10 protein-coding genes are annotated in these 17,140 nt (G+C 36.9%); 4 read left to right on the top strand and 6 right to left on the bottom strand.

Annotation, left to right across the window (positions count from 1 at the left end):
• Positions 1-8: 8 nt before the first annotated feature.
• Both K6119_RS15415 and tyrS read right to left on the bottom strand, forming a co-directional pair.
• Positions 9-8,477, bottom strand: a complete 8,469-nt coding sequence (locus tag K6119_RS15415; protein ID WP_221833106.1) for an HYR domain-containing protein — start codon at positions 8,475-8,477, stop codon at positions 9-11.
• A gap of 249 nt (positions 8,478-8,726) precedes the next feature.
• The gene (gene tyrS, locus K6119_RS15410) at positions 8,727-10,013 is read right to left on the bottom strand and encodes a tyrosine--tRNA ligase (protein ID WP_221833105.1); all 1,287 of its coding nucleotides are present in this window, start codon (positions 10,011-10,013) and stop codon (positions 8,727-8,729) included.
• Here tyrS and K6119_RS15405 point away from each other — a divergent pair.
• Positions 10,012-10,635, top strand: coding sequence for a hypothetical protein (locus K6119_RS15405; RefSeq protein WP_221833103.1), 624 nt, complete (start codon positions 10,012-10,014; stop codon positions 10,633-10,635). The two genes, tyrS and K6119_RS15405, sit on opposite strands and share 2 nt — an antisense overlap.
• Here K6119_RS15405 and K6119_RS15400 read toward each other — a convergent pair.
• The 4 genes from K6119_RS15400 to K6119_RS15385 form a co-directional block, all read right to left on the bottom strand.
• Complete coding sequence (locus K6119_RS15400; RefSeq protein ID WP_237828037.1) at positions 10,632-11,525, bottom strand: hypothetical protein; 894 nt, start codon at positions 11,523-11,525, stop codon at positions 10,632-10,634. The two genes, K6119_RS15405 and K6119_RS15400, sit on opposite strands and share 4 nt — an antisense overlap.
• Before the next feature lie 37 nt (positions 11,526-11,562).
• Positions 11,563-12,903 (bottom strand): PhoH family protein, encoded by a 1,341-nt coding sequence (locus tag K6119_RS15395; RefSeq protein WP_221833099.1) that lies wholly within the window; start codon positions 12,901-12,903, stop codon positions 11,563-11,565.
• A gap of 213 nt (positions 12,904-13,116) precedes the next feature.
• Positions 13,117-13,995 carry an NAD kinase gene (locus K6119_RS15390; RefSeq protein WP_221833097.1) on the bottom strand — a complete coding sequence of 293 codons (879 nt, stop codon included), beginning with the start codon at positions 13,993-13,995 and terminating at the stop codon, positions 13,117-13,119.
• Positions 13,996-13,997: 2 nt separating this feature from the next.
• On the bottom strand, positions 13,998-14,660 hold the full coding sequence (locus tag K6119_RS15385) for a CBS domain-containing protein (protein WP_221833095.1): 663 nt from the start codon (positions 14,658-14,660) through the stop codon (positions 13,998-14,000).
• A gap of 100 nt (positions 14,661-14,760) precedes the next feature.
• Between K6119_RS15385 and K6119_RS15380 the strand changes: the two genes are divergently transcribed.
• From K6119_RS15380 to K6119_RS15370, 3 genes are read left to right on the top strand one after another with little or no spacing between them, the layout of a single operon-like run.
• Entirely contained in the window at positions 14,761-15,477 is a 717-nt protein-coding gene (locus K6119_RS15380; RefSeq protein WP_221833093.1) for a pyridoxine 5'-phosphate synthase, read from the top strand.
• Positions 15,474-16,232 (top strand): alpha/beta fold hydrolase, encoded by a 759-nt coding sequence (locus K6119_RS15375; RefSeq protein WP_221833091.1) that lies wholly within the window; start codon positions 15,474-15,476, stop codon positions 16,230-16,232. Before K6119_RS15380 ends, K6119_RS15375 begins: the two co-directional genes overlap by 4 nt.
• Before the next feature lie 37 nt (positions 16,233-16,269).
• Positions 16,270-17,103 (top strand): hypothetical protein, encoded by an 834-nt coding sequence (locus K6119_RS15370; RefSeq protein WP_221833089.1) that lies wholly within the window; start codon positions 16,270-16,272, stop codon positions 17,101-17,103.
• The last annotated feature ends 37 nt before the right edge of the window (positions 17,104-17,140 follow it).

The following is a 17,140-nucleotide window of genomic DNA, read 5'->3' as shown; positions in this document are numbered from 1 at the left end:
CTCCTGCATCAATTAATTATTATATAACCCTCCATCTTCTTATAATTCGGGTCTCCCGGATCAAAGATGTAGAAGTAAGATCCCTCCGGCAACTTCTTACCATATAGCACAACACCTTTGTTGGCTTTTCCATCCCAATCATTATTGTAGCCAGCCTTCTCGTAAACTACATCTCCCCAACGGTTCATTACAATCAACTTATTATTAGGGAAGTATTCAACATTTTTAATGATTAAATAATCATTCATACCATCACCATTCGGACTCAATGCATTAGCGATATCTAAATTCTTAGGCTCAATCAATGTGAATGTAGCTGTACCCTGACATCCTCCATCATCATCAATGTACACTGTATATGTGCCGGCAGGAATATCTTCTAAATCCTCATCCATTGATCCATTATCCCAGCTATAATTGTACGGCGGTATACCTCCAGAAACAGTTATATCAATCCAACCATCTGACAATCCTTCATCTGAAATATTGAATGGATCTTCATAAATTGACAACTCACCTTCAATGCTTATTGTATCTGCTTCTTCAACAGTAAATGTTGTATCTACTGAACATCCCTGAACATCTACTAATGAAATGCTATAATCCCCTGGAGGTAAGTTTTGAGCAGTAGTTCCAGCTCCTACAGCAGGTGACCAGTTGAAACTATATGGCGGAGTACCACCTTGCACACCTAACTTGATGTATCCATCTGTAAAGCCATTACACCCTTTAAGGATAGTGGTATAAGAAACATCTAATATTGGCGGCTCAACGATTGACTCTGTCAAAGTATCTGTACAACCGTATTTATCTACAACAACAATAGTGTAATCACCTTGTCCCAGTCCATTAATATCCTCAGTTGTTGCACCTGTAGACCATTCATAAGTAAATGGTGCTGAACCACTGTTTACTGTAACATCTATCGCTCCATCTGTTTCTCCATAACAAGTTATATCTTGCTCTGTAGATGAAAGTTCAGGTAAAGGAAGTACTATTACATCAAAACTGCAGACATCAGTATTTCCGTAATCATCTGTTGCTTCATAAGTAATGGTTGTTGTACCCATAGGGAATGCACTACCAGATACTGGACCAGAAGTCCTAACAATACTCAATACATTACAGTTATCAGTTGCTGTAGGTGGTGAATAAGTAACGGTTGTGTCACAAGAATAAATATCAGCCGGACAAGTAATAATCGGACTTATAGTGTCTAATAAAGTTACATTGAAAGTACAAATATTGACATTCCCAGAAACGTCAGTTCCTGATAAAGCAATTGTGGTTGGCCCTGTTACAACAGTTCCAGGAGGTGGATTTTGTGTCAATGGAATGTTTTCACAAGTTGTTATAATTGTTGCCAAAGGCATATAATCAGGAATTGTAAAAGCACAACTATCATCAAAATACTCAACCTGATCAGGTGGGCACATCAAGGCAGGAGGAACAGTATCTTTAGGGATTACATTAAAAGTACAAGTAGTTGTATTTCCATTAATATCAGTAGCGATAATTGAAACCGGCTGTAAAGCATAAATTGTATCACCAGGTAATGGACTTTGGATATAAGTTACAGGTCCACAGTTATCATAAGTTGTTACAAAAGCCGAATAATCTTGAACCTCAAAGTCGCAGATTGAGCTAAAGAACACCTCAATGTCTTGTGGTGGACATGATACGGTTGGAGGAGTTGAATCTTGTACAAATAAGTCAAAAGAACAAGAACTAGTGTTTCCGGCTGCATCAGTTACAACAAAATTTAAAATTGTATCTGCATAAATCATTGTTCCCGGCGCAGGAGTTTGAACATAATTATAAACGTTACAATTTTCTGTAATCGTCAACAAACCAACGTAATCCGGCAATTGTAAATCACAAACATTAGAGAAGTAATCAGTGTGTTGAGTAGGACATTGCAAAATAGGAGCTGTATTATCGTTTGCTAATACCTGGAAAGTACAGCTATCAACATTTCCAAATTGATCTGTCGCTATTAGTGTAACATCTGCAAATGCCTGATGTATGGTACCAGGAGCTGGTGTTTGAAGAACAGTGTACGACCCACAGTTATCATCAATAGTAGCAGAACCCACATAATTTTGCAAAGTAAATTCACAGTTAGCATTAGCCGCAACAGTTTGCGTTGCCGGACAAATAACCACCGGAGGTTCAACATCCACAACTGTAATATCAAATGTACAAGTTGCAGTATTTCCACTTACATCAACTATCTCTAACAAGTTTGTTGTAGTTCCAATTGGGAAAGTAGATCCTGAAGGTAAACCACTCAAAACATTAATTGTTGGATTAGTACAATTGTCAGTAACTACAGGATCAGCATAAACTACTATTGCACCACACACTGATGAATCATTATTCACTGTGATGTCTGATGCACAAACTGCAGAAGGGATTTCAGTATCAATTACATTGACGTCAAACGAACATTGTGCAGTGTTTCCGGCTCCATCTGTTGCTTCAAAAACTACCGTTGTAATTCCACCAGGGAAAACTGATCCAGAAGGTAAACCAGAGAATATTGCAGTTGTTACTCCTGTACAGTTATCTAAGCCAATAATTGGTGGATAACTTACCGTTGCTCCACAAGTTCCCGGATCATTAGTTGTAGATATGTTTGCCGGACAAGTAATTGTTGGATCTTCAACATCAATAACTATTATATCAAAAGTGCATTGAGCTGTGTTACCTGCAACATCAGATCCTTCATATGTGATTGTTGATGTTCCAACAGGGAAAACTGATCCTGAGGGTGATCCAGCAATAACAACAGATCCTCCTGCGGCACAGTTATCTGTAATAACAGGTGTCCCATATGTTACCGTTGCTGAACACTGTCCAGGATTACTATTTGCCGTAACTGTTGCAGGACAAGTTACAGTAGGAGCCTCAGTATCATTTACTGTTACATCAAAAGAACATTGAGCCGTATTACCGTTAGCATCTATTGCCTGGAATGTAGTTGTTGTAACTCCTGAAGGAAATAAACTACCAGAAACAACTCCGCTAATCATTGCAAAAGTCTGACCAGGACAATTGTCAGTCACTACAGGATCAAGATAGTTAACTACAGCTCCACAAACACCAGGGTCATTGCTTACAATCTGATCAGTTGGACAGATAATTCCGGGAGCTTCTGCGTCATTCACTGTAATATCAAAAGAACAAGTTGCGCTATTTCCTGCCGCATCTATCACTTCAAAAGTATTTACTGTTGTTCCTAAAGGAAACGACCCACCTGAAGCTATACCACTTAACAAAGATGTAGTTGGACCTGCACAATTGTCTACCCCAACAGGATTGGTAAAATTCACTATGGCACCACAAGCACCAGGATCATTGTTCACTAAAATGTTTGAAGGACAACTGATAGTAGGATTTTCTGTGTCTATCACTTCAATGTCAAAAGTACATTGAGCTGTGTTTCCATCATTGTCTGCAGTTTCATACGTTATTGTTGTAATACCAGCATTAAAAACACTTCCACTTGCCGGACCTGCTATTACAGATGTTGTTGCAATTCCACAATTATCGGCTGTTACCGGAACACCATAAGTAACAGTTGCAGTACAAGTTCCAGGATCATTTGAAACAGTTAAATTGGTAGGACAAGTAATAGTTGGATTTTCTATATCTACAACTGTAATTGTGAAAGAGCACTGAGTAATGTTACCTGCCGCATCCTGTACTTCGTAAATTATTGGTGATGAACCGGCAGTAAAAACTGAACCTGAAGGTTGTCCAAAGGCAAGCGAAGTTGTAGGTGAAGGACAGTTGTCAGTTCCCACAGGAGTTGTATAAGTAACTGTAGCTCCACAAATTCCAGGATCATTGTTTACCGTCATATTCGCAGGACAAGAAATGGTTGGATTTTCTGTATCGTCTACAGTCACGTTGAAAGCACACTGAGCATTATTTCCACTAGCATCAACAACTTGATAAGATACAGTTGTTGTCCCAACAGGGAACGTAAGACCTGATGCTAATCCACTCAATAATGTTGTTGTTGCACCTGTACAATTATCAACTCCAACAGGTGCCGTATAATTAACAACTGCACCACATGTTCCTAAATCATTCCCAACCGTAACATCTGCAGGACAAGTAATTGTTGGATTTTCTGTATCAAATACATTTATATCAAATGAACATTGAGCCGTATTACCTGATGCATCTGTTGCCTCATACACTACAGTTGATGTTCCTACAGGGAAATTTGAACCTGTTGGCAATCCACTGAACAATGCAAAAGTTGATCCTGCGCAGTTGTCATTGACAACAGGATTAGAATAATTAACTACAGCATCACATGCGCCCAAGCCATTGGAAATATTAACTGCTGTAGGGCAAGAAATAGTTGGATTCTGAGTATCTATAACAGTTACATCAAATGAACATTGTGCAGTGTTTCCAGATGCATCTGTTACTTGATACACAACTGCTGAAGTTCCAATAGGGAAAATTGTACCTGATGCCTGCCCACTAAAAAGTGAAGTGGTAGAAGAAGGACAATTATCTGTTCCTACCGGTGCAGTATAATTTACCATTCCACCGCATAATCCTGTACTATTATTGGCAGTAATATTCGCAGGACAACTAATTGTTGGATTTTCAGTGTCATTAACTATTACATTAAAAGAACACTGAGTAGTATTTGAGTTACCGTCTACAACTTGATAAATGACAGTTGTTGTACCAATTGGGAACGTACTTCCAGAAGTCAATCCACTTAATAATGAAGTTACCGGAGATGGGCAATTATCGGTTCCTACAGGAGCTGTATAGTTCACCACTGCTGAACAGTTCCCCACATCATTATTTGTAGTAATATCGGCTGGACAAGTTATTACAGGATTTTGTTGATCTTCAACCGTTACAGTAAAGCTACATGTTGAAGTATTTCCTGCAGCATCAATAGATTGGAATGTTTGCACTGTTACTCCTCCAGGAAACAAAGCACCACTTACGAATCCAGCTGTCATTGTTGTAGATACTCCAGGACAATTATCGGTTCCTACAGGAGCAGTATAACTTACAATTGCTCCGCAATTATTATTAAGATTCGGAACAGTAATGTTTGATGGACAACTTAAGGTTGGATTTTGATTATCCGTTACAGTTACGTTGAATGAACATTGAGCAGAATTTGAATTGGCGTCAACTACTTGATAAGTTACAGTTGTTGTTCCTATTGGAAATTGAGTACCTGAAGCCTGTCCTGTTAACATTGACGTAACCGGAGACGGACAGTTATCGGTTCCTACAGGTGTACTGTAGTTAACCGTTGCACCGCAAATACCTGCATCATTATTTACATTGATATTTCCCGGACAAGTGATAAGCGGAATCTGAGAATCATTAACTGTAACTGTAAATGAACAATTTGCCGTATTTCCGGATGCATCAACTACTTGGAATGAATTTGTAGTAACACCTATTGGATAAAAAGCTCCTGAAGTTAATCCAGCTGTCATTGTAGTAGTTGCACCAGCACAGTTATCAGTTCCAACCGGTGTTCCATATGCTACAGTTGCACCACATGCATTTAAATCATTGTTTGTTGTAATGTTAGATGGGCAAGTAATAACAGGATTTTCGTTGTCATCAACTGTTACATCAAAAGAACATTGAGCAGAATTAGAACTAGCATCAATAACTTGATAAGTTACGGTTGTTGTTCCTATTGGGAAAGCTGAGCCCGAAGTTAAACCAGAAAGCATTGAAGTTACTGAACCACTACAGTTATCTGTTCCGACAGGCGCCGTGTAAGTAATTACAGCATCACAACTTCCCGGATCAGTGTTAGCATTAATATCACTTGGACAATTTATTATTGGGTTGACATTATCATTAATTGTAACATTAAAAGTACATTGAGAAGTATTACCTGAAGCATCAGTTACCTGATAAGTAACAGGCGTTACTCCAACAGGAAATAAAGCACCACTTACAAACCCTGCTGTCATATTCATAACAGGAGACGGGCAATTATCACTATAAACCGGAGCTGTATAAGTCACAACTGCGCTACATGTAGTAAGGTTTGAATTTTGTGAAATATTTGAAGGACATGTTATAACAGGATTCTCAGCATCAACTACAGTTACATCAAATGAACATGAAGCAACATTTCCTGATGCATCTGTTACTTGATATCCTACTGTTGTGGTTCCAATCGGAAACAATGAACCGGAAGCTAATCCACTTGTCATTACTGTTGAAGCACCCAGGCAGTTATCGGTTCCTACAGGTGTAGTATAATTAATAGTTGCACCGCATACTCCAGCATCATTGTTTTGACTAAAAGTAGCTGGACAGCTGATTACAGGTAATTCAGCATCATTAACAGTTACATTGAAAGAGCAAGTGGTAACATTTCCTGATGCATCAGTTGCTTGATAAGTAACTACTGTAGTTCCAATAGGAAAAACTGTTCCGGATGCCTGACCGGCAGTCATGGTGGTTGTTACTCCCGGGCAATTATCTGTTCCTACAGGAGCTGTATATGTTACTGTAGCCCCACAAACTCCAGGATCACTGTTTACAGTTATATTAGTTGGGCATGTCAATACAGGACTTTCATTATCAGAAACTGTTACATCAAATGAACAATTTGCTGTGTTACCGGACGCGTCAATTACTTGATAACTAACGGTGGTAGTTCCAATTGGAAACAAAGTACCAGTTGCTTGACCTGCTGTCATTGTAGTAGTGGCACCAGGACAATTATCTGTACCAACAGGAGTAGTATAAGTTACTATAGCTCCACATGATCCTGGATCATTATTGACATTAATATTTGCTGGACAAGATAAGACAGGGTTTTGCGTATCAGTAATAGTAACATTAAACGAGCATTGCGCAGAATTCCCTGAAGCATCAACCACCTGATAAGTAACTATTGTTGTTCCTATTGGGAATAATGTCCCTGATGCCTGACCGGCGATCATTGATGTAGTTGAACCCGTGCAGTTGTCCGTACCAACCGGAGTAACGTAGTTAACAATTGCTCCACAAGATCCTGTGCTGTTATTTTGCGCAATATTACCCGGACATGAAATTACAGGGTTTTCTGTATCAGAAATAGTTACATCAAACGAGCATGTAGCAGTATTTGAAGCAAGGTCGGTTACTTCATAAGTAACAGTTGTTGTACCAATTGGAAATAATGAACCTGAAGTAAGACCAGCTGTCATTAATGTTGAAGCACCTGTACAGTTATCGGTACCAACTGGTGCAGTGTAATTAATTATTGCACCACATGAGCCTGCATCATTGTTTTGAGTAATGTTTGAAGGACAACTTATTAAAGGTAGCGTATTATCAATTACTGTTACATCAAAATTACAATTCAGAGAATTCCCTCCTGGATCTTCCATTTCATAGACTACAGAAGTGACTCCCGGATTAAATGACTCTCCACTAACATCATTTATTCCTGTTAAGGGAGATGAACCGGTAGTAGAGCCAGACATTGTCCAGGTAACAAATGCCGGAGTACAGTTATCTACAATTACCGGCGCCAAATTATTCACAATGGCCGTACATGTAGCGGCAGGACTTAAAGTAGTATCATTTGGGCAAGTCATTGAAGGATTTACATTATCAATTACCTCTACAGTGAAACTACAACTTGCTGCATTTGTTGAATAATCCTGAATGGTATAAGTAACTGTTGTAATACCAGGATTGAAAAACATTCCACTTGCATCATTGATACCCAATGCTGCTGAAGTATCTACTGTAGCACCAGAAAAAATCCAGGTTTGAGCTGCGACCCCGCAGTTATCTGTTGCAGAAACAGGTGAAATTCCATTTACTATGGCTCCACATGATCCAGCATCAACATTTTGAGTTACACTCCCAGGTAAACAAGATATTGAAGGTGCAATATATTCTGTTTGTCCAACAGTTTGATACTCAACTTCAAATGTCCAGGTAACAGTACCGGTTGAACCGCAATCAGTTCCAGGTGCAGTTAAAGTATAGGTTCCCAAACTCAACCAACCACCAGTAGGGTAGGTTAATGAAATTGCCGGTATGTTATAAGTCTGATTTACATAGGCGTCATCACCCGTCAAAACGTTGGAAGATCCATTATCCTTTTCACCGGCTGTTAATTCTAGCGTATAATCAGTAGGTGTATTACAGCCTGCAGGATAAGTTTGAGTAAAGAAAACATCATTTAATAAATAACTACCCGCACAATTAATTTCTCCAGGGGCAAAACTACCTTGTAAAGTAGTGGCAAATGGAAGATCAGTTACAGCATATTGCCAAACTGGGTCACTATCACCACCTAAAATTGAACCCGCCATGGCTGCATCCATGTCATCTACATCTGTAGAGACAATAGCCATTCTAAAATCAATGGTTAATTGAGCATGGGAATAAGTTGCTGAAAACAACAATACGACCAAAAGGAATAATTGCGCATGGGCAAATGTTCTTTTCATGAGTTAAGAGGTAGGTGTAGTAGCCGTGGTAAAAGACCACACAATTAAGCTTTCAAGGCCGCCAAAATAGTGCTTTTTACTTAGGAACAAAAACTTACTTTTTCACAGGGTGTTAAAATACTTATCAACAACCAATTGCTAAAACGATTAAATAGAAGGCTTTGAGGACCGTTAAAGTGTTTATATTTGTATTGATATTTAACACTAACTATAACTCGTGTTAATTTTTCAACTATGTTTTTTCGGTTTTTACTGAACAATTATCACGTAATTCTTCTTTTTACCGTGCGATAACAGCACCACTTGATCATTAATTAGATCATCATTTGTGATCACATAATCTTCTGTTACTTTTTCTCGATTAACAGAAATGGCATTTCCTTTTAATTCTCTTCTAGCTTCACCGTTAGATTTTAAAAATCCTGTTTTAGCAGACAAAGCATCAATAATCCCAATTCCTTTAGCCACATCCTCTTTACTAACATTTGCTTGAACAACCCCTTGCATACTGCTTAATAAATCATTCAAAGACATCTCATTCAAAAGCTCTTGAATAGTGGCATTTTTATTAAAAAGAATACTTGTTGCTTTTACTGCCTGATCTAATCCAGTTTGTCCGTGAACCATTTTGGTAATCTCTTCTGCTAAAGTTTTCTGTAATAATCTTTCATGAGGAGCTTCGGCATGTTTAGCTTCTAAACCTTCAATTGTTTCTTTATCCAAAAAAGTAAAAGTTCTAATGTATTTACCTGCATCTGCATCAGTAGTATTGATCCAAAACTGATAAAATTGAAAAGGAGAAGTTCTATTTGGATCTAACCAAACAGTACCTGATTCAGTTTTTCCAAACTTGCCACCATCTGCTTTTGTCATTAAAGGACAAGTAAAAGCATAAGCATCACCTTGTACTTTACGTCTGATAATCTCAGTACCAGTAGTTATATTTCCCCATTGATCTGAACCACCCATTTGTAATTTGCATCCCATATTTTCATGTAAATGCAAGAAATCATAACCCTGAACCAATTGGTACGAAAACTCTGTGAAAGAAATTCCGGTTTCAATTCTCTTTTTCACAGAATCTTTAGCACTCATGTAATTAACTGTAATGTGCTTTCCAATATCTCTGATAAACTCTAAAAACGACCATTCCTTCATCCAATCGTAATTATTCACCAAAACGGCAGAATTTTCGCCACAATTAAAATCTAAGAATTGTTCTAACTGCGCTTTTACTCCAGCAACATTTTTGTTAAGCGTCTCCTCGTCCAACAAATTTCTTTCATCTGATTTTCCAGAAGGATCACCTACCATCCCTGTCGCACCACCAACCAAAGCAATTGGCTTATGACCGGCTTTTTGTAAATGCATCAACAATAAAATTGGAATCATGCTTCCAACATGCAATGAATCTGCAGTAGGATCAAAACCAACATAACCGGTAACAACTTCTTTTTCTAAAAGTTCTTCAGTTCCGGGAATGATGTCTTGTAACATTCCTCTCCATCTTAATTCTTCTACAAAATTTTTTGGCATGATAATTCAAATTTGGAGCACAAAGATAATGAATGAATTCAGTTGGTATATTTGTAGGCAAGATATGATTAAAAAAGGTCTACTACTCTTGATTATCATTAGCTTTTCATTTATTGTGAAAAGTCAAAATGTTATGGGCAAACATCACTACATTGGAATTCAACCTTCCTTTTTAGCTGAACCATATGACACTATCAAAGCACTGGAAGTAAACATTGTTCCTATCAACTATGAATATAGATTTGAAAATCTGTTTAGTATACAAATAAGATCTATTGTCAATTACAGATTTTACAAACCCGCTCCCGGTATTTCACAAACCGGAGCAACAATTGTTTTACACAAATATTTTCCTAATTGGGTAAAGGAAGATTTTTGGCTCACTCCTAATATTGGTGGTTTTTCTACTTACACATACAACCAATTAGATTATATCAACACCCTAACATTGGGAGCTGAAGGAGGCGTGATTTTTTCATTTGGAAAAACCTTTTCACTCAGTATCGTTTTACAACCCGGAATCAACTATTATCCAGATCAATACTCAAGAGATTTTGTAAACACCTCAACGGGTTTCAAAAGTCACTTCGGATTTATATTTCACACGGGAGTGAATTTTTAGAATAGGAATTGAGAGGCTTCAAGTACCTCACCGGTCAACTTATTCTTAAGTTGGTATATATAATTTCCTGAAGACTTGTAAAAAGGCAAAACATTGCATAGTTCATCAATAGTGTGATTTTCTAACAAAATTCCCTGAGAAGAATAGATTAGAAATTCATACTGGCCCTCTTCTTCCAAAAATACTGTAATTTGATTCTGCGATTTATTTGAAGAAATAGTTGCCAAAGTATTTGGCCCACTCACGAAGGATGAGGGAAAAAGAATATTAAACGAAACACAAGAGGTATCTGCGCAGCTGTTTTTATTCCATACCGCCAAACAAACTTCTTGTATTGATTGGGTATTAAAATGCATGTTTTGTTGAAATGCATCCGCCAATGACAAACTATCTGTCCAGCCCTGATTGCCTAATTTCCATCTAAAAAATCTATTATCAAACATAGGCCAATTCGGATACGCTAACCACTGCTGATTGGTAATTTCCAGATCAACTGCAAGCGGCGCCTCCCCTATTACCAAACCACTTAAACCAGTAAAAGGTTGATTAGAACTTATGTCAAATGATGAATGCGGATTCAAGGAGTCCACATAAACAGAATCTACCAATGTATCTCCAACTGCATCTGTTACTTTAATGGTATACCATCCTGGATTTAAACCACCCCAAGTACTATTGGTTGTGCTATCCGTAGTATTGATATTTATCCACACGTAATCATAACTGGGTACACCACCAGCCACTGCAGCATACACAACACCATTTCCACTTTGGTAATTATACAATCTACATTGAGCGGGTTCAGCCCCTAACTCTACAAAATGTAATGGAGTTTGTGCAACAGTAAAATGTGAAACAAAAAGCAACAATGTGTAAATCCATCTCATCATAACAATGAGACGAAAGACTGTTTAGAAAAGTGACAGCCTACAACAATTCATTGGCCAAATTCGCCAATTCAGATCTTTCACCTTTTTCAAGTCTCACACTTGCAAATAGCGGATGCCCTTTCAACCTATCAATCAAATAAGTTAAACCATTAGATTCTTCGTCCATGTATGGTGTATCAATTTGGTTGATATCTCCTGTAAACACAACTTTTGTCCCCTGACCTGCACGCGTAATAATTGTCTTTATCTCGTGAGGAGTTAGATTCTGCGCCTCATCAATAATGAACATCACATTTGACAATGAACGTCCTCTGATAAAAGCTAAAGCAGTAATTGACAACTCGCCGGATTTTTCCATTTCATCCAAGACCTTGTGTTTTTTCTCTGTTGATTTAAACTGGCTTTTGATGAATTTCAAGTTGTCCCACAATGGCTGCATGTAGGGAGAAATTTTATCCTCTGCATCACCAGGTAAATATCCAATATCTCTATTACTTAAAGGAATAATAGGACGCGCTAAAATGATTTGACTGTACTTGTTTTTTTGCTCTAAAGCAGAAGCTAGAGCCAAAAGCGTTTTTCCTGTTCCGGCGACTCCTTGTAAGGCCACCAGTTTGATTTCATCATTTAAAAGGGCGTTAACGGCAAATGCTTGTTCTGCATTTCTTGGTTTGATGCTGTAGATGTACTCCTTCTCTACTCTTTCAATCATTTCATCAGCCGCATCATATCTGGTTAAAACTGAATCTTTACCACTTTTTAATATGTAGTAACCATTGGCTTGCTTTTGCTGACCTAACACGCCATTTTCTTCAATCTTACCTTTTTTATATAATTCATTGATAACAGCCGAATCAATATCCTCCAAAACAGGAAAACCGTCCGCCATTTTCTTGACATCTTTTACTTTACCTGTCAGGTAATCTTCTGATGTAAGACCAATCGCTTTTGCCTTTAATCTTAAGTTGATGTCTTTTGTCACCATCACCACATGCTTATCCTTTTCGGTGTCTGCAAGTGTTATAGCTGCATTGATTATTTTGTGATCGTTTTTACCGTGACCGTATACTTTTTCGGCATCTCGTCCATTTACAAGGTTGGACATTACAATTTTGATCTTACCTTTTCTTCTTCCAAGGCTTACCCAGTCATTTATCCCTGTGGTTCCCGAAAGTTTATCCAGAGATCGAATTACTTCTCTGGCCTGGAAGTTTTTGGTATCATTACCTACTTTGAAGTTGTCCAACTCTTCCAATACGGTGATAGGAATTGCAACATCATTGTCTTCAAAATTGTTGATAGAGTCGTGATCAAACAAAAGCACTGATGTGTCGAGCACGAATATCTTTTTCTGTTTAGTAGTGGTTTTTTTCGCCATAGATTATGTCAAAGAGTTTTTGCTTTGTTATTCTTTAGAGTAAAAGGTAGTTACCTTCTTCAAAAAATTTACAAATAGTTTTCATAGTTATTAACTATTTTATTTTGAAGGAAGGATTTTTTACTGAGTAACAGAGCGTTTCATTGTTGATTGATTTTCAACCAAAAAGATGTTTTAACATGGAGATAATAATGCGGTAAAAAAGAAATGGACTTAGTTTCTTCTATCCAGTCCCCACATCATTTTGTTGCGGATTGTATTAAGGAAGTTTTGCCCTTCAGTTTGAATCACATTGATTTCAAATTCTGTTTTTCTAACCACTAATTCAATTGCAGAATCAATGGTTACTGATCTAGAATCAAGTGAGCAAAGATAATTTTGACCTCTACCTTCAATTTTAAGGCGGATAGTTCTTGAGTCAGGTACTACAACCGGACGAACGTTTAAATTATGTGGTGCAATTGGAGTGATCACAAAATCGGTTGCTCCCGGAACAATAATAGGCCCTCCACAACTCAATGAATAAGCTGTTGATCCTGTTGGTGTGGCTACAATCAATCCATCAGCCCAATAACTGTTCAAATACAAATCACCGATATATGTGTGGATGGTGATCATTGAAGAAGTCTCCTTTTTGTGAACTGTCAGCTCATTCAAAGCAAAATTGTCTTCACCAAAGAGATTATCTTCTGTTTCAAGTGTTAGTAAAGATCTTGTTTGTAATCTGTACTTACCATCTTTAATGTCTTGCAAAGAAGATTTAATATTATCTCTGGAAGTTGAAGCCAAGAACCCTAATCTTCCTGTATTGATACCTAAAATTGGAATTCCACTATCTCTTACAATGTGAATAGTTTCAAGAAATGTTCCGTCCCCTCCAATACTTAAAAGGATGTCAATATTATCCTTAATATCTACAAACTTGTTAAAATCGTTAGGATCAATATCCATTGAAATTCTGGGACGTAAAAAAGCGAGAAATGGTTCATATACGGTTACTTCCCAACCAAATAATTTCATAGTGTTAAACAACACCTGGATGTTGGGGATGAACGAATCGTCAAAAGCCTTTCCGTAAATTCCTACTCGCATACTTACATTTTCAAATAGTTCATCAACTCATCATACCTTCTCTTCAAATCATCCTGAAAAGCTCCTTTTTGGAAAGTTGCTTTAATGGTGTAGTTGTATCTGTTAAAGGTTTGAATAATACGGTCAATGTTTTCACTATTGATTTTCAAAGTCACCTCAATTTCAGTACTCTCTTCTTTAGAAGTAATAAAAGAACTCAACACTTTAGCATTGTTTTCTTCAACTATTCTCGCAATTTGAGTTAATGAATAATCATGCGTATTCATGATTAAAACCAAAATACTACCTGGCTCTTTAATAGAGTTTACAGCAGTAATTTGAGACATTAAAAACAATAAATCAGTACATCCTATATAATGATTGTTTTCATCTAAAATGGGCACCACAGTGATTTTAAGGTCCGCAATCATTTTCATCACATCATATACATGTTGATCTGAATAAATGAAGGGTTTTGGAAGATTTGGAAAACTGTCTTTTATCTTAAAAGACGGGTCTGCCATATCATAAATATCATTCTCAGAGATTAATCCTTTATAATCGTGTCCATCAACCACCGGAAGATGACTTACACGTAACTCATCCATCCAGCCCATTGCTTTTTCACCAGTTTCTGATGACTTAAGTGGTGGGATTATTTCTGATATCAACTCTCCTGCTCTCATTAATGTTGTGAGATGTCTTATTAATTATATCGACTAAAGTAACTATTAATTGTACTAACAATGATAAATTTGAAATCAAATTTTGAAGAATTCAAGTACAATGTCAGCTAAATTAAGTGTTAACATCAATAAAATTGCGACTTTAAGAAACGCCAGAGGAGGCAACACTCCAAGCGTTACTGAAGCTGCAAAAAACTGCCAGTTATTTGGTGCAGACGGAATTACAATTCATCCAAGACCGGACGAAAGACATATCACGTTAAAAGATGTATATGATATAGCTCCTTTAATCACTACAGAATACAATATTGAAGGATATCCGGATGAAAGATTCATGAAAATAATTGCGGATGTAAAACCAACTCAAGCAACATTGGTTCCAGACCCACCGGATGTTTTAACATCAGAAAATGGATGGGACACGGTTAAGAATTACGATTTTTTGGTTGAAGTTATTCAAAGGCTGCACAGTATGGGAATTAGAACTTCTCTATTTATAGAAACTGATGCCAAAATGATTGAAAATGCTGCAAAAGTTGGAGCTGACAGAATTGAATTTTACACAGGTCCTTATGCGCACAACTATTCAAAAGACAAAGCAGCAGCAATAGCACCTTATAAGGAATCAGCTGCCATTGCGACTAAAAATGGACTTGGTATTAATGCCGGTCATGACTTAAGTTTAGAGAATCTTGAGTTTTTTGCAGATGAAATTACAGATTTACTAGAAGTATCCATAGGACATGCTTTAATCTCAGATGCCATTTATTTGGGATTAGAGAACACCATTAACATGTATAAAAAATTATTACTTTGAAACTACACTACAGAACAATAGGAGAAGGAAAACCACTTTTTATTTTGCACGGATTGTTTGGTTCATCTGATAATTGGCAGACGCTGGGTAAAAAATTTGGAGAATACTTTAAAGTATATTTTGTAGATCAACGAAATCATGGCCACTCTCCTCACTCAGATGAGTTTGATTACGATTTGATGGTTGAAGATTTTCATGAATTAGTAGAAGATCTTGGAGAAAATAATATCAATATTTTGGGTCATTCAATGGGAGGAAAAACTGCCATTGGTTTTGCTGCCAAATATCCTGAATTAATAGATAAAATGATTGTTGCGGATATCAGTCACAAAGGATACCCAATGCATCACGACATTATAATTGAGGGATTGGAGTCTTTAGATCTTGATACTATTAAATCAAGAACAGAAGCAGACCAAGAATTGGCTAAAAAAATTGATAATTGGGGCGTTAGGCAATTCTTACTTAAGAATCTTTATTGGAAAGAAAAAGGACAGCTAGCATGGCGCATTAATTTACCTGTGTTAGTTGAGCAAATGCCTAACATTATTTCTGAAATTCCATTTGAAACTATAGATACTGATACTTTATTTATTCGAGGAGCTAAGAGTAATTACATTCTTGAATCAGATTATGATGAGATTCATCACAAATTTCCTTTTTCTAAAATTCACACTTTAGATGATGCAGGACACTGGGTGCATGCTGAATCACCTGATGAGTTTTATGATGCTGTAATGCGCTTTTTATTGTAAATTATACTTCGGCCAAGTATTTGTACATGCTTTTGTAATGACTGATTATTCTACACATATTAAAACATCTTTAATTGCCTTTTTCGCTTTTTTAATCTGGACAAAAGATGGAAATACACAGTCAAAAATTTACGAATTCAATGGTTTTTTTAATGGGATGAACCTAACTGTGCAGTGCAGAGATGGTGTTACCAAACCATGGCATGAATGTGATTGTTTTGATTCAGTAGCGGTAAACGGTAAAGTTTATCCGAATATACTTTATGAAGGATATCAGATTGATATAAATAACAAATTGGATCTAGATATGTATCAATCTGTAAAAGTTCAAATCTATTATCCTGAGCGTTGTGATTTTAGAATTTTAAATCCTAATGACTTCATGCCTAAGGAGATTTTACCCGTTAAGACATTCGAATTTGAAAACGACAGCACGCTTAAGTGGACAGTGTCGCAAGTATATCCTGACCTTAAATTATGGGTTCAAATTGAACAATTCAAATGGGATCGTTGGGTGAAAATTGATCAGAATTTTAATATCACTGATTCAATTCCTGTCACTTTTAATGTTTCAAAATACATTCATCCCGGAGAAAACCAATTCAGAGCTGTTGTAGCAACAATTAATGGTCAAAGTGCATATTCTGATCCAATCACTTCAAAAAAATTCAAGCAGAAAAAAGTAAAGCTACAATACAATCCTACAGATAAAATATTGACGTTCAGTTCATTTGTGTCCTATGAAATTTACGATTCAAATGAGCTCATTTTCAAAAGAGGGAATGGAAGCTCAGTTGACCTCCACAATTTACCTCCCGGCACTTACCGAGTATTTTATTCCAATCGTCGAAAAGAGATTTTAGTCAAGTAACTTTCTGTTGTAAATTAGAGTAAAAGAATTTGACCAT

Origin of the sequence: Paracrocinitomix mangrovi (genome assembly GCF_019740355.2) — a bacterium.
Lineage (GTDB): Bacteria > Bacteroidota > Bacteroidia > Flavobacteriales_D > Crocinitomicaceae > Paracrocinitomix > Paracrocinitomix mangrovi.
Note: the sequence above shows the minus strand (reverse complement) of the source record. Positions and strands in the feature narration are given on the sequence as shown.

Bases quoted from the DNA above. Each gene is read 5' to 3' on its own strand.
- K6119_RS15370 (WP_221833089.1), top strand. From the start codon at position 16,270: ATGACTGATTATTCTACACATATTAAAACATCTTTAATTGCCTTTTTC.
- K6119_RS15395 (WP_221833099.1), bottom strand. From the start codon at position 12,903: ATGGCGAAAAAAACCACTACTAAACAGAAAAAGATATTCGTGCTCGAC.
- tyrS (WP_221833105.1), bottom strand. From the start codon at position 10,013: ATGCCAAAAAATTTTGTAGAAGAATTAAGATGGAGAGGAATGTTACAA.
- K6119_RS15390 (WP_221833097.1), bottom strand. From the start codon at position 13,995: ATGCGAGTAGGAATTTACGGAAAGGCTTTTGACGATTCGTTCATCCCC.
- K6119_RS15415 (WP_221833106.1), bottom strand. From the start codon at position 8,477: ATGAAAAGAACATTTGCCCATGCGCAATTATTCCTTTTGGTCGTATTG.
- K6119_RS15385 (WP_221833095.1), bottom strand. From the start codon at position 14,660: ATGAGAGCAGGAGAGTTGATATCAGAAATAATCCCACCACTTAAGTCA.
- K6119_RS15380 (WP_221833093.1), top strand. From the start codon at position 14,761: ATGTCAGCTAAATTAAGTGTTAACATCAATAAAATTGCGACTTTAAGA.
- K6119_RS15400 (WP_237828037.1), bottom strand. From the start codon at position 11,525: ATGATGAGATGGATTTACACATTGTTGCTTTTTGTTTCACATTTTACT.
- K6119_RS15405 (WP_221833103.1), top strand. From the start codon at position 10,012: ATGATAATTCAAATTTGGAGCACAAAGATAATGAATGAATTCAGTTGG.